18 protein-coding genes and 1 riboswitch are annotated in these 19,030 nt (G+C 40.4%); of the genes, 1 reads left to right on the forward strand and 17 read right to left on the reverse strand.

The window, feature by feature from the left end:
- The 12 genes from eutD to IGI58_RS01065 form a co-directional block, all read right to left on the reverse strand.
- Positions 1-630 carry an ethanolamine utilization phosphate acetyltransferase EutD gene (gene eutD / locus IGI58_RS01010; RefSeq protein ID WP_429954987.1) on the reverse strand — a complete coding sequence of 210 codons (630 nt, stop codon included), beginning with the start codon at positions 628-630 and terminating at the stop codon, positions 1-3.
- A gap of 153 nt (positions 631-783) precedes the next feature.
- Positions 784-1,062: a BMC domain-containing protein gene (locus IGI58_RS01015; protein ID WP_211272478.1), complete on the reverse strand. Its 279-nt coding sequence runs from the start codon at positions 1,060-1,062 to the stop codon at positions 784-786.
- 82 nt (positions 1,063-1,144) lie between these two features.
- Positions 1,145-2,596 (reverse strand): acetaldehyde dehydrogenase (acetylating), encoded by a 1,452-nt coding sequence (locus IGI58_RS01020; protein WP_429954984.1) that lies wholly within the window; start codon positions 2,594-2,596, stop codon positions 1,145-1,147.
- 12 nt (positions 2,597-2,608) lie between these two features.
- On the reverse strand, positions 2,609-3,022 hold the full coding sequence (locus tag IGI58_RS01025) for a BMC domain-containing protein (protein WP_429954982.1): 414 nt from the start codon (positions 3,020-3,022) through the stop codon (positions 2,609-2,611).
- Between the two features lie 15 nt (positions 3,023-3,037).
- Entirely contained in the window at positions 3,038-3,691 is a 654-nt protein-coding gene (eutL, locus tag IGI58_RS01030; protein WP_429954980.1) for an ethanolamine utilization microcompartment protein EutL, read from the reverse strand.
- A gap of 15 nt (positions 3,692-3,706) precedes the next feature.
- On the reverse strand, positions 3,707-4,612 hold the full coding sequence (gene eutC, locus IGI58_RS01035) for an ethanolamine ammonia-lyase subunit EutC (RefSeq protein ID WP_429955405.1): 906 nt from the start codon (positions 4,610-4,612) through the stop codon (positions 3,707-3,709).
- Between the two features lie 21 nt (positions 4,613-4,633).
- Positions 4,634-6,001, reverse strand: a complete 1,368-nt coding sequence (locus tag IGI58_RS01040; protein WP_087641469.1) for an ethanolamine ammonia-lyase subunit EutB — start codon at positions 5,999-6,001, stop codon at positions 4,634-4,636.
- Between the two features lie 47 nt (positions 6,002-6,048).
- On the reverse strand, positions 6,049-7,476 hold the full coding sequence (gene eutA, locus IGI58_RS01045; protein WP_429954978.1) for an ethanolamine ammonia-lyase reactivating factor EutA: 1,428 nt from the start codon (positions 7,474-7,476) through the stop codon (positions 6,049-6,051).
- Between the two features lie 107 nt (positions 7,477-7,583).
- Entirely contained in the window at positions 7,584-9,002 is a 1,419-nt protein-coding gene (locus IGI58_RS01050; RefSeq protein ID WP_429956306.1) for a sensor histidine kinase, read from the reverse strand.
- Entirely contained in the window at positions 8,995-9,567 is a 573-nt protein-coding gene (locus IGI58_RS01055) for an ANTAR domain-containing response regulator (protein ID WP_087641466.1), read from the reverse strand. Before IGI58_RS01055 ends, IGI58_RS01050 begins: the two co-directional genes overlap by 8 nt.
- 19 nt (positions 9,568-9,586) lie before the next feature.
- Positions 9,587-9,931, reverse strand: a complete 345-nt coding sequence (locus IGI58_RS01060) for a BMC domain-containing protein (RefSeq protein ID WP_087641465.1) — start codon at positions 9,929-9,931, stop codon at positions 9,587-9,589.
- An 80-nt stretch (positions 9,932-10,011) separates the two neighbouring features.
- Positions 10,012-11,145: a 1-propanol dehydrogenase PduQ gene (locus IGI58_RS01065; RefSeq protein ID WP_429954975.1), complete on the reverse strand. Its 1,134-nt coding sequence runs from the start codon at positions 11,143-11,145 to the stop codon at positions 10,012-10,014.
- A 218-nt stretch (positions 11,146-11,363) separates the two neighbouring features.
- A riboswitch (adenosylcobalamin (AdoCbl) riboswitch) is annotated at positions 11,364-11,506 on the reverse strand.
- A 122-nt stretch (positions 11,507-11,628) separates the two neighbouring features.
- On the opposite strand from IGI58_RS01065, the gene IGI58_RS01070 reads away from it, so the two are divergent.
- Complete coding sequence (locus IGI58_RS01070; RefSeq protein WP_429954973.1) at positions 11,629-12,564, forward strand: helix-turn-helix transcriptional regulator; 936 nt, start codon at positions 11,629-11,631, stop codon at positions 12,562-12,564.
- A 43-nt stretch (positions 12,565-12,607) separates the two neighbouring features.
- Here IGI58_RS01070 and dnaJ read toward each other — a convergent pair whose 3' ends face one another.
- The 5 genes from dnaJ to hemW form a co-directional block, all read right to left on the reverse strand.
- The gene (dnaJ, locus tag IGI58_RS01075) at positions 12,608-13,768 is read right to left on the reverse strand and encodes a molecular chaperone DnaJ (protein ID WP_087641462.1); all 1,161 of its coding nucleotides are present in this window, start codon (positions 13,766-13,768) and stop codon (positions 12,608-12,610) included.
- Positions 13,769-14,115: 347 nt separating this feature from the next.
- Entirely contained in the window at positions 14,116-15,945 is a 1,830-nt protein-coding gene (dnaK, locus tag IGI58_RS01080) for a molecular chaperone DnaK (protein WP_087641461.1), read from the reverse strand.
- A 73-nt stretch (positions 15,946-16,018) separates the two neighbouring features.
- Entirely contained in the window at positions 16,019-16,588 is a 570-nt protein-coding gene (gene grpE / locus IGI58_RS01085) for a nucleotide exchange factor GrpE (protein WP_087641460.1), read from the reverse strand.
- 37 nt (positions 16,589-16,625) lie between these two features.
- Positions 16,626-17,669, reverse strand: coding sequence for a heat-inducible transcriptional repressor HrcA (hrcA, locus tag IGI58_RS01090; protein WP_429954970.1), 1,044 nt, complete (start codon positions 17,667-17,669; stop codon positions 16,626-16,628).
- 196 nt (positions 17,670-17,865) lie between these two features.
- A complete protein-coding gene (hemW, locus tag IGI58_RS01095; RefSeq protein WP_429954968.1) occupies positions 17,866-19,029 on the reverse strand; it encodes a radical SAM family heme chaperone HemW in 1,164 nt (387 codons plus the stop codon).
- Between the last annotated feature and the right edge of the window lies 1 nt (position 19,030).

Consider the following 19,030-nt stretch of genomic DNA (forward strand, 5'->3'; position numbering starts at 1 on the left):
CTACTTTACGATAAATCCTCTGATCCCTTTTTTAAAAGAACAGGCATTTGCTTCGTCATAATCAATATGCATCGCCGTGGCAAACTTATCACTTACACGTATAACGACATCATCAAAAATCAAGGAACGCTGTTCGCTGACAACTTTGACTTTAACGATATCTCCTTGTGAAACATTCATTTTTGAGGCATCTTTTGCCGCTACATGGACATGCCGCTTTGCTACGATCAAGCCTTGTTCAAGTGATACGACCTTGTTTCCATTGATCAAAATAATCCCTGGTGTTCCTTCAATATCGCCACTTTCTCTAACTGGTACTTTGACACCAAGAGTCAATGCATCCGTCGCAGAAATCTCGACTTGAGAAGCCTTACGCGGCGGACCTAAAACAACTACGTTATGAAGTGCTCCCTTTGGACCTAAAATCGTTAATCGTTCTTTTGAAGCAAATTGTCCCGGTTGTGATAAGTAATTATTGATCGACAGCTGATAATCTTTGCCGAATAATTCATCGATATGTTCTTGAGACAAATGGATATGACGGCCACTAGCTTCAACCAAAAAACCACGCTCCTGATTGATTTTAGCAACGACTTGATCCACTAATGTATCTAGTAATTGTTCATTCATTATTTTTTCACCTCTGCTTAAAATGAGTATTAGTCAAATAATAGAAAGTTGAAAGGAAAGGGAAAGAATACACCGATGGTATAAAAGAGACCGATTCTTCTATTCTATAAGGTCGTTTTTTCCCTGTTCCTTTCTCATTTCTGTTACATGAATTTATTTAACTGGAGGTAAAATAGCATCCACTTCTGTATGCGGACGTGGAATCACATGAACAGAAAGTAGATCCCCTACACGTTCAGCTGCCGCAGCACCTGCATCGACTGCTGCTTTGACCGCACCAACATCTCCTCTAACCATCACTGTTACAAGACCGCCACCAACTTGTTCTTTGCCAATCAATGTTACGTTTGCTGCTTTGACCATTGCATCTGCTGCTTCGATTGCTCCAACTAATCCTTTTGTTTCGATCATTCCTAATGCATTTGCGTTCATAATATACTTCCTCCTAAAATGTTTTAATTATTTTTTTTGATAGGTATTCCTGATAAATCTATATACATAATATTAAAAAATATTATTGTAACTTGGCTAAAATCCGCTCTACTAATGTATCCACTAGCTGTTCTTCATTAAATCCTGATGACGATACCGGCTGTTCTCTTAAATCCTCAAGCTCACGGACACCATAAGCAATTCTACGAACATTGAATAAATTCGCTGGACTGATATTGTCTGAAGTCGAACTTCCACCAACAGCCCCGCAACCTAAGGTCAATGCTGGAGCTAAATTAGTTGTCGCTCCAATCCCGCCTAGAGCACCTGGTGTATTGACCAGCACTCGGGAAACGGGCTTCTTCAACCCAAATTGACGGATCACTTCATCATTTTGAGAATGGATCATCATCGTATGCCCGGCGCCTTCATGGTACAAAATATCCATCGCCAATTCGCAGGCTTCTTCCCAATTTCCAACTGTATAAAAAGCCAGGATCGGTGCTAATTTTTCTCTGGAATAAGGAACCTTATGTCCAACTTGGGTTTCCTCAGCAATCAGGACACGTGCCTCTTTTGGTACAGATAGATGCGTCAATTCTGCGATTGCCTGAACTGATTTTCCGACGATTTGCGGATTCATACTGCCGTTAGAGCGCATGATGTATCGTTCTAATTGTGCGGACTCTTCTGGTGATAAGAAGTAGGCTCCTTGTTTTTTCAACTCAGCGATAACTGCTGTTTTGTTGCTTGTTTCAGCAATGATCGACTGCTCTGACGCACAGATCGTTCCATTATCGAAGGTTTTTGAGTCCATGATTCGTTTGACCGCTAATGGAATATCTGCACTTTTTTCGATATACGCAGGACCATTGCCTGGACCAACGCCAATTGCAGGAGTGCCTGAAGAATAAGCTGCTTTGACCATTGCTGAACCACCAGTCGCAAGAATCAATGATGTATATTGGTGCTTCATCAATTCCGCTGTTCCTTGCATCGTAGGTTTGACCATACAGCCGATCGCTCCTTTTGGACAACCTGCCTTTTCTGCTGCTTTAGAGATGACTTCAACAGTTGCTAAAATAGCTTGAAGCGCATTCGGATGAGGAGAAAAGACGATCGCATTTCCCGCTTTGATAGCGATCAAGGCTTTATAAATGACTGTTGAAGTTGGATTTGTTGAAGGGATCAAGCCGGCAACAACTCCAACTGGAACAGCGACATCAATGACTTTTTGTTCTTTATCTTCATTTAAAATGCCTACTGTTTTCATTTCTTTGATCGAATCCCAGACAAATTTTGATGCGAAGCTATTTTTTACAACTTTGTCCTGCCAAATGCCAAAGCCCGTTTCCTGATGCGCCATTTTAGCCAGTTTTTCTCTGGCTTCGTATGCTGATACTGCAATCGCTTCACAAATTCGATCGATTTGTTCTTGACTCATTTTGGCTAAGCTTTCTTGCGCTGCTTTTGCCTCTGTCAGCAGATTTCTGACTTCCTGGATAGAAGCCAAGTCTTTATCAAGTGTTATCATTTTTTAGGCTCCTTATTTTCTATCTTTTTTTGGATTTTTCTTTTTCGGTGCTGTTTTTTCCTTTTCAAGTATTTCATCTTGCCGAAGTTCAGCTGACTCTGCTTTAATTTCCTCTGTTTCAGTTACAGTTGCTGATTCTTCTGTCACCGTTGGTTTGTCCATTAAAAGTTCTTGTACTGCAATGTCCATTCTTGGAATCACATGACTCGCGCGTAGGCAACCCAGTTTTTCGGCAACGATTTTCCCAGCATCTACAGCAGCTGTGATTGCCGCAACATCTCCGATCAACTCCACGGTCGTGATTCCGCCTTTGATTTTCTCAGACTTTAATAAATGAACGTTGGCGGCCTTCAACGCAGCATCTGCTGCACTGACAGCACCTAAATAGCCAGTTACTTCGATCATACCTAAAGCTTCTAACTTCATTGATTTTCACTTCCTTTAATACGTCGTCGGATTTTCAGCAACCATTGCTACCGCTTCTGCAAAAGCATCACATGCTGCTTTACACGCTGACTGACTACCGCTTAATAATCCTCCGCCGAAATTGGTTTCAGATGGCGGACCGTAAAATGCAGCAACTTCAACATCTGCTGCTTTTAAAGCTGCATCTAATCCATACATTGCTTCTAACGGCGGTGCAATCAAGTAGGCCAACGCTGAACCTTCTGAGATACCTGCTTCTTTAGAAAGATGTGTTCCTGTTCTCGATACACAGTGGGCAAAATACGGAATGGAATCATCTTTATTTGCACTGTAAAAGCTTGCCCCTGTTTCAATTTCCTGAACCGCTACGGCTAAACCGCTTTTTACTTCTGCTGGACTTGGCCCCGCTAAAATCCCGATCACCTCACCAGCTAATTTCGTCGTCGCATTGTCGGCGCCGCCATAAAAACTCTTCGCATAGACCACATCTACTGCTGCAGCTTTAGTTGCTTCATCTAAAGCAACATAGGTTACATCGTCACAAGTTGATGTGATCAGCCCTAGACTACGATGATCTGGCCCTAGACCAAGAGCTTCAGCCATTGAAGGAGCGACATTTGAAATCACTTTGACACTCAGTACACTTGCACCTAAACGTTCATTTTTCATACGTTAATCCTCTCCTTATTCCACTTCTTTCAGGTCGATCCCTGATTTTTTATGTTCCAGCATTTTATGGATCAGCTCTGCAATATAGGCACCTGCTTCGACTGCCGGTGTACCGCCTTTATGAATATTTGAAATGACGGTTCTGCGGGCTTCCGGCATTCCCACCGTTGGTTTGTATGCGATATAGGCACTCATTGATTCAGCTGTGACTAGGCCAGGACGTTCACCGATCAAATAACAAACGACCTCTGCTCCTGTCAATTCAGCAATTTGGTCCATCGCCGGTACTCTAGCATGTTTGATAAAGACGACCGAATCGCTATCAAAATCCAAGTTGAACATTTTCAACCCCTGTTTGATCGAAGGTAAAATTTCTTTGATATTTGCTTCGATCGCAGCAGAGCTCAGACCATCACCAACGATGACTTGTACTTTTTGATTTGGTTTGACATTTTCTTTGATTTTCTTCGTGTTCTCTTCATCAAATTGACGACCTAAGTCTGGACGTGTAACATATTCGTCTTTATCCTGACATTTTGTCGCTGCTTCGATAAAATTCATTTCTTTGATCAAATCATCCGACACATAAGAAAATACGGCATCTTGTGCAGCGGCATGATCGGCGCGAAAGCGCAGCATCGATTGTGTTTTATAACGTGGACCACTGCACCATAAACCTAAACGGGCAGGTGTTTTTGCTTTCATTTTTAAATAACCGTCTCGATCGACCGGATTCGGAATCAAGAATTGTTTGCGAATATCGACTTCGGTAATATCATCGATGACTCCTTCTTCGATTTGAGATTCAGCTTTTGAGTGAATCGGTTCTGCTACACGTTCTTTTGGTTCTGCGATCGTATTTGTTTCCGTCATTTCTTCCAAAATAGATACGATCAGCGATTTGATTTCATTGTTATCCACCATTTATTCTGTTCACTCCCTTTATTTTTTTAAGAATACAGAAGCATCGCCAGCTAGATCGGTTAATTGACCATTCGCCATGAAGCCCATTTTTTCCATCCATTGTTCAAACTCTTTGATCGGACGTTTATTCAGCATTGAACGAATCGTTGCTGTTTCATGAAACCCAGTAGTTTGATAGTTCAGCATCACGTCGTCTCCATGAGGAATCCCCATCACAAAGTTCACGCCGGCTGTGCCTAATAACGTCAATAAATTCTCCGCATCATTTTGGTCCGCTTTCATATGATTGGTATAACAAACATCACAGCCCATTGAAATGCCGGAAAGTTTCCCCATAAAGTGATCTTCTAATCCTGCTCTGATGACCTGTTTTGAATCGTATAAATACTCCGGCCCAATAAAGCCAACTACCGTATTGACCATAAACGGGTCAAATCGTTTAGCAAATCCATAGCAGCGCGCTTCCATCGTTACTTGATCGACACCGTAATGCGCATCTGATGAAAGTTCGGAACCTTGCCCCGTTTCAAAGTACATCACGTTAGGTCCCGCCACTTGTCCTTGCTGTAAGGCCAAATGTTTTGCTTCAGCGATATCGCCTGCATTGAAACCAAACGCTGTGTTTCCTTTTTCAGAACCAGCAATCGATTGAAAAACCAAACCAGTTGGTGCTCCTTGACGCATCGCTTCCATTTGTGTTTTGACATGTGCCAAGACACAGGTCTGCGTTGGGATTTCCCACTCGCTTCTAAATTCTTCAAATTTGTGTAAAATCCGCTTCACACTTTCAGTCGAATCATCTACCGGATTAAGACCGATCACAGCATCTCCGATTCCATAAGATAAGCCCTCCATCACACTCGCCATGATACCGTCCACATCATCTGTCGGATGATTTGGCTGCAGACGAACAGAGAAACGTCCAGCTTCACCGATCGTTGTATTCGCTGTTTTGATGATATTGATCTTCTGTGCAGCATAAATCAAATCTAAGTTAGACATCAATTTAGCAACTGCCGCAACCATCTCAGAGGTCAAACCTCTAGCGACTTGTTTAATGTCATAATCAGTTGTTTTAAAGTCTAAAAGCCACTCACGCAATTCTTCTACTGTCCAATGCTTGATGCGGTCATATGCTCTTTGATTGACGTCATCGATGATGATTCGTGTCACTTCATCTTCTTCATAAGGCACCGCAGGATGATTGAATAGATCCTCCATCGTCAGCTGAGCTAAAACCACCTTAGCTGCCACCCGCTGTTCTGAAGACTCCGCTGCAACTCCTGCCAGGCGATCCCCTGATTTTTCTTCATTTGCTTTGGCCATCACGTCCATCACAGAATTAAACTGATAGACTTTGCCAAATAATTTTGTTTTTAAGATCATAAAAATATTGCCTCCTTTATCACATTTATAATTAGAAAACTTATGCCTTACTCAAACACCAATGTTTTCACTACCACAGGTAAAATACTTCCCTGAATGACCGGCATCCCAATATCGATGTAGTCGCCATTTTCCACTTGAATGCCGTCAAGACAAACAAACGGATACTCTTTTGGCAAATAATTGTATAATGCTTGTCCCAACGATTTTGCGTTATCCTCTTCTACGATCACGATCAGTGGAAAACCCTGCGTCAGCTGATTTTTAAATCCTTCCACAATCGTCTTTGCAGTCGTCGTGATTTGTGCAAAGGTTGGATTTTTTTTCCCCAATAAACCTAAGGCAACTGCCTGCTGCTCATTATTGACAGCAAACCAGTCCAGCTTTTCTTGAATAATCGAAGCAAGTGCTTCTTCATTTAATTGTTCATCGCTTTGAGACAGTTTTAAGACGGGTAAATTTTTGATCGGCAATACCTTGACATCATAAGTGATCGTACTGCCACTGACTTTGGTTGTATGTGATCCTGCTCCCACAACTGTTGCTCGAATAGTTTCAACCGAAGCGATCACTTGTTTTTCTTTGAAAAGGCGAGAATTCGCTAGTGCTTTTCCTAACAACACGCCAATATCCCCATATTCAAACAAATTTTTGTCTTTTGAATCAAGACAATCGGCGACACCGCCTGAAAATGATACACAGCGAATCGGTTGATTTAGCTTCAAGCCTTTATTTGTGATCAATAACTGGTAGTACGGATTTTGATCGCCAATTCCTACACTATTTTCCAAAACGGAAACCAATATTTGGATGATCGGATCTAACAGCTCTGCTGATGCAGTCATGCCTTCTTCGATCGTCCATTGCTCTTTTTGAATGATCTCCTTCAGTTTTGGCGCAATATACTCAATTTGTTTGGTCTGCGGTGATATCCGAATCAGCCGTCCGCCAATATCAAAACAGGCTGTATCCAATAGTTCGTCATCATTAAAAAGAACCAGATTCGTTGTACCGCCGCCGATATCGAGATTTACTACACTTGTATGATATTCTTTGGAATAGCTTTGGGCACCCGCACCTTTGCCTGCGATAATACTTTCAAGGTCAGGACCTGCTGTCGCGACCACAAAGTCACCAGCATATCCGCTCATCGCCTGCAATACAGAATTAGCATTCTCCTTGCGGGCAGTCTCCCCTGTAATGATCACTGCACCGATTTGAATCTCACTTTTTTTTATCTCTGATCGTTTGTACTGTGTATCTAAAAACTGCTTGATTCTCTCAACATCGATTATCCGTTGCTCCTTTAGCGGCGTAAAAATGATTTCGCTGCGAAAGATGACTTCTTTTTTTGTTATTTCAACTCTAGGAATCGTAAACGCCGAAGCCATATTATTCATCGTCAATTTTGAGATGACCATTTGTGTGGTGGATGTTCCTAGATCGATCCCTACACTCAACATCGATTCTGCCATTCGTTTTTCTTCCTCCTTTCTAAGAAAAAAAGCGCTCAAAAAAACTTTGAAAGTTTTTTTGAGCGCCCTTGCTCGATTTAGACGAACAGCATTGTTCGTCTGTGTGATTATTTTTTGAAATAAAAAGCGGTTTTTGTTCCCTTTGAATCGGATTGAACGTCTAATTTGCCTCTTAGTTTTTCTCTGACATAACTAGTGACGATTTGCAATCCGAGATTATTTTGTTTGATATCATCTTTTGGATAGCCGACACCATTATCTTCGATCGAAATGTAAACATAGCCTTCTTTTTGTGACACGTCAACGTTGATCTGTCCTTGTTTGCGACCATTGAAGGCATGATCATAACAATTTTGGATGAGTTCATTGACAACAAGAGCAATCGTGACAACCACATCACTGCTCAAAATCAGTTCTTCATCGATAGTTGCTTCGATCGTAATGTGATACAAGTCTTCATAACAGCGATGCATGTTTTCGATCACAGAATCAAGGACCGCTTTTAATGAAATATCATCTTCTAGTTGTTTTGATAGTAGTTCATGCGTGCGGGCAATGGCCATGATCCGGTAAACACTTTCTGTGAGTACTTTTTTTGCTTCATCAGTAGAACAGCGTCTCGCTTGGATACTTAAGATCGATACCACACTTTGCAGATTGTTTTTGACGCGATGATGGATTTCTTTGATCACGACAGCTTTATCACTGATCTCTGCTTCTTTTTTTCTGACCTCTGTCACCTCATGAATGATCACGATCACTGTACCTTCGACCTCATCAAAAATGTATTTCATTTCAAAATACAAGTTACCAAATTTGATTTCTTTTTCCATCGAGCCAGCACCGCCATTGCGAGAGCGCAGATAGTTCAGCTGTTCAAAGGTCGACATGTCCAAGGATAAATTATCATAATGCATTCCTAAAATATCATCAAGATAGCCAAAACCATGATAATAGGACTCCGCCGCGCGATTCATTTGTACCAGATAGCCAGTCGCGTTAAAGATCAAAATACCTTCATCGATATTGTCAGTGACAAATTCTTTTGAGGTGATCGAAATTGGATGACTACGATTTTGTTCGATACCATTTTGAGCAACAAGAAAATGTTTCATTTTTTCATCGACTGAATCTTCTACGATCACAACGCCAATATTTTTTTTCTGATTGCGAATCGGATACACCCGCTGACGAACCATGACATCTTCTTGCGAACGGGCTAAAAGTCCGACTGTATTCAACGAAGTTTCAAAGGTACGATAAACAGCCGCTTCATTTTTACGCTTTGCTTTTTGTCCGACGATGTCTTTTGAATACAGTGACTTTTTCGCAAGCGGCGGACGTTGGAAAACAACAATAGCATCTCCAGTCAATCCATTCATCACATCAATAAACACATCATTATCCGGATATAATTTTCTTGCTAAAATTTGTTCTGCCTGACTGATCAGCTCATCGATATCTTCGTGCGAAAGCACCGTATACTCCTCACACAATGAGCGAAGTCTTTTCATTTCATCATTCATCAGCGACCACAAACATTTCGGCAATTTCTGCGATCGGGCAGCGTTTGTTCATACTAAGATCTCTTAACAGCTGATACGCTGAATCCTCTGAAAGATTTTGTTCTTCCATGATGATTCCTTTGGCTTTTTCAATCAATTTTCGTTCGGACAATTTTTTAGTCAACTTTTCAAGTGACACTTCATATTCTCTCGTTTTCGTCCCATTGGCGATGGCCACTTCAACCATCGGCGTCAATGATTTTTCCATGATCGGTTTCACAAGATACCCGCTGACACCATATTTTTTGGCTTTTTCAATGTTTTCTTTATCACTGTATGCGGTCAAAAGAATCACTGCTTTGGCATACCTCTCAGCTAATATTTTCTTGCTTGCCTTCAAACCGTCTAAAAGCGGCATACTGATATCCATGATCACTAAGTCGGGGTGTTGTTGTTTACACATTTCGATCGCTTCGATCCCATCTGCTGCTTCTCCTACGACAGTGTAGTTTTCCGCTTCCAACATTCCCCGGATATCCATTCTTGTAATAGGTTCATCGTCGACAATGACAATTCTTCCGTTCATAATGGTTCATCCTTTTCTCTTATGTTTTTGTTATATGTGTTTCATTAAACCCTAAAATATTCCCTAATCCCGCTAAGACTTCTGCTAAGGCGGATTCTACTGAGGCGATGTCTCCGGTGATCACAACTGAACCACTGAAACGGTCGATAAAACCAATTTTGATAGCTCCTGCTTTTGTTGCAATATCCACTGCAATGATCGCAGCTTCACTTGGCGTGATCGTTAAAATACCGATCGCATTTGTTTCAACATCCACCAGTCCTAATTTTTCATAGATCTCCGGATTTGGATTAGCGATAATATGAGCCAGTGTGATTTGTTTGCCTGGTACATACTCTTGAATCATACGTTGTTTTTCAGCCATGATCTTTCCCTCTTTTTCTCAGCTCATTAACACTATCATGGTTCTTTTTTTTGGACAACCCCATTTTATAAATAAGCTGCTTATTTGATCTTTTCCAAAATCTGCAAAATATCGGCTTTCGTTGGAACCTTTGGATTCGTTGCTGTACAGCCATCTTTTAAAGCACTCTTAGCAATTTCTTCTTTAAACTGTTCGAAATGTTGATCAGAAACACCAGCTTCTTTTAGCGTATTTGGCATTGCTAGTTGCTGTTTCAAACGCTTGATCGCTCGTACCAATTGTTTGACACCCGCTCTGCCAGTCGATTTTTCATGACCTAAAAGAGTTGCCAGATATGCATATCTTTCTGCTGTTCGTTGATCATAGTCTTTAGAAACCGTACCACAGCCAGCATTAAACTGAATAACTTCTTCTAACAGTAAGGAATTCAAACGACCATGAGCGACATGCAGTTTTGCTCCTGCAGCATGGGCAATACCATGATTGATCCCAAGTGAAGTCAGATTGAATGCCATTCCAGCCATACAAGAAGCATAATGCATTTGCTCACGTGCATAGATATCGTCTCCATTTTGATAACATTGTACTAAATTCTCGAAGACTAAAACGACAACTTTCTCACATAAGGCATCTGAAAATACAGTTGCTTTTGTGGATACATATGCTTCAAGTGCATGCGTCAAAACATCCATCCCAGTATCAGCAGTAATATTTCTAGGTGCGCTAATGACTAGCTCAGAAGCTAGATAAGCTTCGTTTGGTTGGATTTCAGCTGTTACTAGGGGATACTTCGTTCCATTTTCCTGATTCGTAATGACTGAAAAATTAGTCACTTCCGAACCAGTCCCGCTTGTAGTCGGGATCACGATAAATGGTAGCTCAGAGGCTTTCTCAAGCTTCTGACTAAAAAATTTCATTGCTTTGGCTGCGTCGATCGGCGAGCCGCCGCCTACTGCGATCAAAAGTGTTGGGGCAAATTCTGTTAAAGAGTCGATCCCCAAAATAACATTTTCGATCGGCGGATCAGGGATCACGTTACTGAAAATTTTTAGCTGATTACTCGGCTGAAAATACTTTGTGATCTGTTCGATCTTATTTGATTGAACCATAAAAGGATCTGTAACAATGAAAATTCGTTGATTTTCATAAGTGCTTAGTCCCTTTAAAACATCGGCTCCAATATGTAGCGTAGTGGGAAAAGTAATAGTTTCCAATGGTCTGCTCCTTTCATTTCTTCAAAAAAAGCCGCAAAAAAGACAAGGACATCTTTTTCACGGCTTCATTGCTCGTTAAAAACACTACTTCGTGTTTTTTATTCAATTTAGTTTTTTGAACACAAAAAATAGGCTTCAACCGTTGCGGTGTACTTCGTCGTACATCTCTCACATTTTTGTGTGTTCTTTCGTAGCTGTATGCTAAAAAAGAACGCTCCATGTGCCCTATTGTCTTGCCTCGAAACAATAGTACGGGGTATTGAAACAGAAAGACCTGACTTATAGCATAGCTGCTCATTACAGTGGCGGGACCGTATTGGAATCTAACCAAACTTCCATCTAAATCAATACATATTCAATTTCTACACTTGTATGATAGCACACTCAAAAAAAAGAAACAAGTTTTTTTCTAGTAATTTTTTTTCTAAAAGGATAGCTTTTTCGTTATAATGGAGATATCTCAACTAGAAAGCAGTGAAGTTAGTGAAAACAGAACGTTTACTCGGAATCATCATGATTCTTTTAGATAGAAAACAAATCAGCGCAACAAAGCTGGCTGAACTATTCGAAGTCTCTGTCCGGACTATTTACCGCGATATCAACTCTCTAAGCGAAGCTGGTGTCCCTGTTACTGCTTTACCGGGTGTAAATGGCGGCATTCAGATCATGGACAACTACAAGATCGATAAGCATTTTTTTACTTCAACTGATATTACCTCTTTATTGATCGCTTTAGAAAGTTTGTCCAGTAATGTTTCAGCGGTTCAAGCAAATCAAACGGCTGAAAAAATCAAAACCCTTGTACCTGACCATCTTTCAGAAGAAATCAAGTTAAAGTCCCATCAAATCTCTATCGACTTAACACCTTGGACAAGCAATCAACCACTACAGCCTTTTTTAGAGACCATTAAATCAGGGATGGAACGGCATCAATTATTGCGTTTTGACTATTCAGATAATCAAGGAATGAAAACCACAAGGACAGTCGAACCTTATCGTCTCGTCTTAAAAGAGATCAGCTGGTACCTACAAGCTTTTTGCTTGGAAAGAAACGATTTTAGAACCTTTAAGCTCTCTCGAATCAGCCATCTAGATTTACTAGAAAAGGCGTTCACTCCACGGGAATTCCAGCCTAAACCTTTAGGAAAAGAACCGTTTTATGGTAAAAAATGGACGACCATTACTTTGAAAGTGACTTATAAAGTAATGGAGCAACTAGTAGATAAATTCGGTCAGCTAGATTTCATTGAAACACCAGAAGTTGATAAAATAATTGTCGAATTTCCCTTTATGGAAGATGACTTTGGTTATCATTTATTGATGGGTTTTGGCAATCAATGTGAATGTCTGGGCCCTGATCATGTTCGCGATGAACTAAAGCGCCGGTTTGAAGAACTACTTCATATTTATCAGAATTAAAAAAATCTCAGCTCATATGATTACCGTATGAGCTGAGATTCTTTTATTTTTTCTTTTTGCCGCCAAAAGCATCTTTCATCTTATCAAAGAAACCTTCGTCTTGTTGTTCTTCTACTGTTTGACCGCCTGCTTTTGCAAACGTCCGCAATGCTTCTTTTTGTTCTTCGTTCAAGTTTTTCGGCGTGATGATCTTCACTTTGACATGTTGATCACCATTGGCACCACCACGTAAACGTGGCGCACCTTTTCCTCTTAAACGGAAGTTGGTCTCAGTTTGTGTACCTGCTGGGATTTTTAATTTAACATCGCCATGAACTGTTGGTACTTTGACTTCGTCCCCAAGCGCTGCCTGTACAAAGCTTAACGGCAAGTCATAATAGATCTCAGACCCTTCACGATCGAAGATATTGCTATCTTCCACACTGAAGACCACATATAGATCACCGTATGGTCCACCGTTCATGCCAGCTTCCCCTTGATTAGCTAATCGCATTTGTTGTCCGTCTTCTACACCTGCTGGTACATTGACTTTGACTTTATGCGCTTTTTTCTCATGCCCTGTACCATGACAAGTTGGGCATGGATCTTTGATTTCTTTTCCTGTACCACGGCAGACATCACAGGTTTGACGACTCATCACGCGGCCAAGTGGTGTTTGACGTTCAACATTGATTGAACCTGAACCATGACATTTGTGACACGTTTCTGGATGTGTCCCCGGTTTGGCACCATTACCGCCGCAGGTACTACAGTTATCTTCACGATTGTATTTGATTTCTTTTTCGACACCAAAAATCGCTTCTTCAAATTTAAGTGTGACAGTGTATTGAAGATCAGCACCTTGTCTTGGCGCAGTTGGGTCCACAGTTCGTGAGCCGCCGCCAAAGAAGGAATCAAAAATATCCTCGAACCCACCGAAACCGCTGCTGCTGAATCCGCCGCCACCAAAGCCGCCGAAACCACCGCCACCGCCGTAATTAGGATCTGTTCCCGCATGACCATATTGATCATAGGCTGCTTTTTTCTGTGGATCACTTAAGATTTCATAAGCCTCAGAAACTTCCTTGAACTTTTCTTCAGCATCTGCTTCTTTGTTGATATCTGGGTGATATTGTTTTGAAAGCTTACGATATGCTTTTTTTATTTCATCATCTGAAGCACCTTTAGACAGACCCAGTACTTCATAATAATCTCTTTTAGCCATTAGTTCCCCTCCAACTATTATTCCATCTATAAAAGAACCGACATCTGTTTATTTCGATAAAAACATCGTTGTAATCATACCACAAATTAGGTAAAAGCAAAATAGCTTCCCTAAATTTGTACGCCTTTTCCCTTATAAATAAAGATAGGCAAAGAGTGCGTGACAAAACTAAAAATCAGTTTTGCTTCGCACTCTAAACCCGAATAAACGGCAAGAAAAAAGCAGCTCCTTCGGAAATAAGTTGAAATTCACAAAAATTTGAAGAGCAATTTTCATGAATTCCCCCTTATTTCTCGGAGCTAAACACTTTTGTCTCGGCCTACTTGCCAGCTTGTTACGAACAATGATTATTTATCGTCGCCTTCTACTTCTTCAAAGTCAGCATCTACAACATCGTCTGCTCCACCTTGGGCAGCTTCAGGATTTTCTTGTGCTTGTTGTTGTGCTGCTTGTTCATAAAGTTTAACCGTTAAGTTTTGTACGATTTCGTTTAATGAATCACGTTTTGCTTTCATTTGTTCGATATCGTTGGCTTCAACAGCAGCTTTCAATTCATCACGAGCGTCTTCTGCTTTCTTCACTTCATCTGCATCGACTTTGCCTTCTAATTCTTTCAATGTTTTATCAACAGTGAATAGTAAAGCATCCACATCGTTACGTAGATCAACCTCTTCTTTACGCGCTTTATCTGCTTCTGCATTAGATTCAGCGTCTTTCACCATACGTTCGATTTCTTCATCTGATAAACCAGAAGATGATTTGATCGTGATCGTTTGCTCTTTTTGTGTTCCTAAATCTTTGGCACGTACGTTTACGATACCGTTTTTATCGATATCGAAGCTTACTTCGATTTGAGGCACACCACGAGGAGCAGCTGGAATATCAGTCAATTGGAAACGACCTAACGTTTTGTTGTCTGCTGACATTGGACGTTCACCTTGCAATACATGGATATCTACGGCTGGTTGGTTGTCTGCTGCTGTAGAGAAAACTTGTGATTTACTTGTTGGGATCGTTGTATTACGATCGATCAATTTAGTAAACACACCACCCATTGTTTCGATACCTAATGATAATGGCGTAACGTCTAGTAAAACAACGTCTTTCACATCACCAGTGATAACGCCACCTTGAATAGCTGCACCCATCGCAACTACTTCATCTGGGTTTACTGATTTGTTTGGTTCTTTGTTTGTTTCTTTACGTACAGCTTCTACAACTGCTGGAATACGAGTTGAACCACCGACTAAAATAACTTCATCGATTTCAGATGGATTCAAACCAGCATCTTTCAACGCTTGACGTACAGGTGTTTTTGTACGCTCTACTAAATCGCTTGTCAATTCATCAAATTTTGCACGAGTCAAGTTCATTTCTAAGTGTAATGGACCAGCGTCTCCTGCTGTGATAAACGGTAAGCTGATTTGAGTTGATGTCACACCTGATAAATCTTTTTTCGCTTTTTCAGCAGCATCTTTCAAACGTTGAACGGCCATTTTATCTTGTGATAAGTCAATGCCGTTTTCTTTTTTGAATTCAGCTACCATGTGATCGATGATTTTATTATCAAAGTCATCTCCACCTAATTCGTTATCTCCCGCTGTAGATAGTACATCAAAGACTCCGTCACCTAATTCAAGGATCGATACGTCAAAAGTACCACCACCAAGGTCAAATACTAAAACTTTTTCGTCTTTATCTGTTTTGTCTAAACCATAAGCTAAAGCTGCAGCTGTTGGTTCGTTAACGATACGTTCAACTTCTAAACCAGCGATTTTACCAGCATCTTTTGTTGCTTGACGTTGTGCATCGTTAAAGTAAGCTGGCACAGTGATAACCGCTTTATCTACTTTTTCGCCAAGGTATTCTTCTGCAAACCCTTTTAGATATTGTAAAATCATCGCAGAAATTTCTTGCGGTGTATAAGATTTGCCATCTGCTTCTACTTTGAATCCTGCTTCACCCATGTGACGTTTGATTGATGAAATTGTATGCGGGTTTGTAACAGCTTGACGTTTTGCTACTTCACCAACTTGGATTTCACCGTTTTTGAACGATACAACAGAAGGTGTTGTACGATTTCCTTCTGGATTAGCAATGATTTTTGCTTCTCCGCCTTCTAATACTGCAACTGCTGAGTTTGTTGTTCCTAAGTCAATACCAATAATTTTACTCATAATTAATGATCTCCTATCTCTGTTTTGATTTTTGTTGTATTCAATTTATATCATGCAAGTTTTCGTTTTGTCACTATTGTGCAACAACAACCATACTCGCTCGTAAAACACGATCATGTAGCTTATAGCCTTTTTGCAGCACTTCCACGATTGTATCTGCTGGTGTATCATCGGTTGCAGGAATCGTTTGGACTGCCTGATGTAAATTAGGATCAAAAGGTTCGCCCATTGCTGGGATTTCTTCAATTCCTTCTTCTTTCAAGGCTGCTTGAACACTCTCCAGAACCATTGCGATTCCTTTTTTCAAGCTTGCACCTTGTTCATCATCGACTTCGATAGCCATTGCACGTTCTAGATTATCGATCGAAGGCAATAACTTTTTGCCTAGATCCTGCGAACGATACCGAACAAGCAATTCACGTTCGTTCTTAAAGCGATTGCTCATATTAGCAATCTCTGCACGAGCTCTTAAAAATTTATCTTCCATTTCAGATAATTCATCTTGAGCTGTTTCAAGTTCTGATTTTTCAACTTCTGTTTCAGTTGTTTCAGAGACGACTGATTCATCGACTGAATTCGTCTGTTCTTCTTGTAATTCTTCATTAGTCTCTTCTTTACTCACTCTGGCAACTTCCCTTCTCATTTCCGTAGAATCAAAATTCTATATTTTTACTTTTTACTTATTCATCAAGAAAACGATAATAAGCTCCAAGTTTTGACGCTAATTCATGACGAAACACATCGACTAAGCCAAACATTTTTGAATACGGCATGCTTGTCGGTCCTAATAATGCGATCGTCCCTTTCCCATGGCCTGCTACTTCATACGATGCAGTGATCATACTCATATTATCCAATAGATCATTCCCAATCTCTGAACCGATTCGAATGGCGATCTTCGCGTCATTTTGTTCATCTGTCGTCAATAAATGTGTGATCGCATCTGTGTTTTGCATAAATGAGTACACAGATTTCAATTGATCCAAATCATTTTGCACACCAAAGTTAAATAAATTCATTCGACCGCTGACAAATACTTTTTCTTCAAATGCATGTCCTAACATAGCATCAAATAAATTCATCATCCCATCTGGTGTTTGGAAATAACGATGTAAAATCATCGGTATCTCAGTCCGCAAACGATGGTACACGGTCAAAAGCGGCTGTCCAACTAATTTATCGTTGATGATTTGTGTCATCTTTTCTAGATCCTGACTGGAAACTGAAGCTGGTACCGCAAAGACCTGACTTTCGACATTGCCTTTGTCCGTCACGATGATCGCGATGATCTGCCGTTCATTCAAAGGAACGATTCGAAAACCAGTCAAGCGCCGCTCTTTCATTTCAGGTCCTAAAGAAAACGCTGTGTAGCTAGTCAATTCAGAAAGAATCTCAGCCGATTGCTCAATAATATCATTGATTTCGTGAAACTCTTTGCCAAAGGAATGACGAATCGTCTGTAATTCTTCATGTTCAATTTCTGTTGGACGCAATAAATGATCAACGTAATAGCGATAACCATCCATTGAAGGAATTCGACCAGAAGAAGAATGCGTCTTTAGCAGCAACCCAAGCTCTTCTAAAGCTTTCATATCGTTACGAATAGTTGCTGAACTGGACTGGATCCCTTCTTCCATCAACTTCTTTGATCCAACGGGCATTCCTGTGTTTGTGTATTCCTGGATGATAAGTCGCAAAATATTCTTTTGTCTGTCTGTTATCATAGTTACCACCCTTCATTAGCACTCATGTTATTCAAGTGCTAATACAAGTATTAATATAGCAAGTTCTTTCTGAATTGTCAAGAGAAAAACATACTTTTTTAGCACTCTATATCAAAGAGTGCTAATTCTGAAACGCTAGAAAAAGCACAAGAGCTTTTATATATCAAAAGTTCTTGTGCCTCTTTTCTTTTTCCTGTTATTTATCAATCAAAAATTCTTCAAATACATCATTTCCAACGAACAACCCTTGTTCTGTTAGCTGAAGATAACCAGCTCGATCCGTAAGTAAACCACGCTTGACTAAGGTTAAAATCACTTCACCGTATACTTGCTCGATAGGAATACCAAATTTATCTTCAAACTGCTGCTTAGATACGCCTTTTTTCTTACGTAAACCTAAGAAAAGCTGTTCTTCCATTTGATTATGGAGCGTCAATTTTTCCGATTCTACAACTGGTAATTGCCCATTGCGTAAAGGAGTCAGGTAATGCTGAATCGGTCCGTGATTACGGTAACGAGTATGACCTAAATAGCCGCTTGCTCCCGCACCAAAACCATAATAATGTTCATTATCCCAGTAGACTAGATTATGCTGACTTTCTTTCCCAGCCAAAGCAAAATTGCTCACTTCATATTGCCGCCGTCCGCCTTTTTCCATCGCGATGATTGTTTCTTCAAACATTTGCGCCTCAACTTCTTGATCCGGCAATTGAAGACGGCCTTGTCTCACCCAGTTCATGAACATTGTTTTGTTTTCCAGTATCAATGAATACAAAGAATAATGCGGTAAATCAAGCTCGATCGCACGTTTTAATGTATCTCTAAAGCCATCTAACGTTTGCCCCGGCAGCGCATAGATCAAATCGATACTTACATTGGAGAAATTTTCCTTTTCAAGGAACTTCATTGTGTCATAAACATCCTCCGCTGTATGCTTGCGACCAATTTTTTTCAGCAATTGGTTATCAAAGGTTTGAACCCCCATCGATAAACGATTGACTCCATATTCTTTCATCACATGGAGCTTTTCCTGCGTTAAATCGCCAGGATTGGCCTCTACAGTAAACTCATTTTTAGCGTTGAATGGTAATAATGTACGAACTCCCTCCAGTAAAACAGCAAGCTGCTTAGCAGATAAGGAAGTCGGCGTACCTCCGCCAATATAGATTGTTTCCATTTCTTGGCTAGGAAATCGACTTTTCGTCAAGTGAATTTCTTTTAATAGCGCCTGAATATATTCATCTACCGGCTGCCCTTCAAGAAATACTTTATTGAAATCACAGTAGTAGCAGATATGTTCACAAAATGGAATGTGGATATATGCTGAAATTTTATTATTTCCTTTATTTGTTTCGATCATT

This window comes from Enterococcus sp. AZ020 (genome assembly GCF_050499205.1).
Lineage (GTDB): Bacteria > Bacillota > Bacilli > Lactobacillales > Enterococcaceae > Enterococcus_L > Enterococcus_L dunnyi.

Bases quoted from the DNA above. Each gene is read 5' to 3' on its own strand.
- eutD (WP_429954987.1), bottom strand. From the start codon at position 630: ATGAATGAACAATTACTAGATACATTAGTGGATCAAGTCGTTGCTAAA.
- IGI58_RS01015 (WP_211272478.1), bottom strand. From the start codon at position 1,062: ATGAACGCAAATGCATTAGGAATGATCGAAACAAAAGGATTAGTTGGA.
- IGI58_RS01020 (WP_429954984.1), bottom strand. From the start codon at position 2,596: ATGATAACACTTGATAAAGACTTGGCTTCTATCCAGGAAGTCAGAAAT.
- IGI58_RS01025 (WP_429954982.1), bottom strand. From the start codon at position 3,022: ATGAAGTTAGAAGCTTTAGGTATGATCGAAGTAACTGGCTATTTAGGT.
- eutL (WP_429954980.1), bottom strand. From the start codon at position 3,691: ATGAAAAATGAACGTTTAGGTGCAAGTGTACTGAGTGTCAAAGTGATT.
- IGI58_RS01040 (WP_087641469.1), bottom strand. From the start codon at position 6,001: ATGATCTTAAAAACAAAATTATTTGGCAAAGTCTATCAGTTTAATTCT.
- eutA (WP_429954978.1), bottom strand. From the start codon at position 7,476: ATGGCAGAATCGATGTTGAGTGTAGGGATCGATCTAGGAACATCCACC.
- IGI58_RS01050 (WP_429956306.1), bottom strand. From the start codon at position 9,002: ATGAATGATGAAATGAAAAGACTTCGCTCATTGTGTGAGGAGTATACG.
- IGI58_RS01055 (WP_087641466.1), bottom strand. From the start codon at position 9,567: ATGAACGGAAGAATTGTCATTGTCGACGATGAACCTATTACAAGAATG.
- IGI58_RS01060 (WP_087641465.1), bottom strand. From the start codon at position 9,931: ATGGCTGAAAAACAACGTATGATTCAAGAGTATGTACCAGGCAAACAA.
- dnaJ (WP_087641462.1), bottom strand. From the start codon at position 13,768: ATGGCTAAAAGAGATTATTATGAAGTACTGGGTCTGTCTAAAGGTGCT.
- dnaK (WP_087641461.1), bottom strand. From the start codon at position 15,945: ATGAGTAAAATTATTGGTATTGACTTAGGAACAACAAACTCAGCAGTT.
- grpE (WP_087641460.1), bottom strand. From the start codon at position 16,588: ATGAGAAGGGAAGTTGCCAGAGTGAGTAAAGAAGAGACTAATGAAGAA.
- hrcA (WP_429954970.1), bottom strand. From the start codon at position 17,669: ATGATAACAGACAGACAAAAGAATATTTTGCGACTTATCATCCAGGAA.
- hemW (WP_429954968.1), bottom strand. From the start codon at position 19,029: ATGATCGAAACAAATAAAGGAAATAATAAAATTTCAGCATATATCCAC.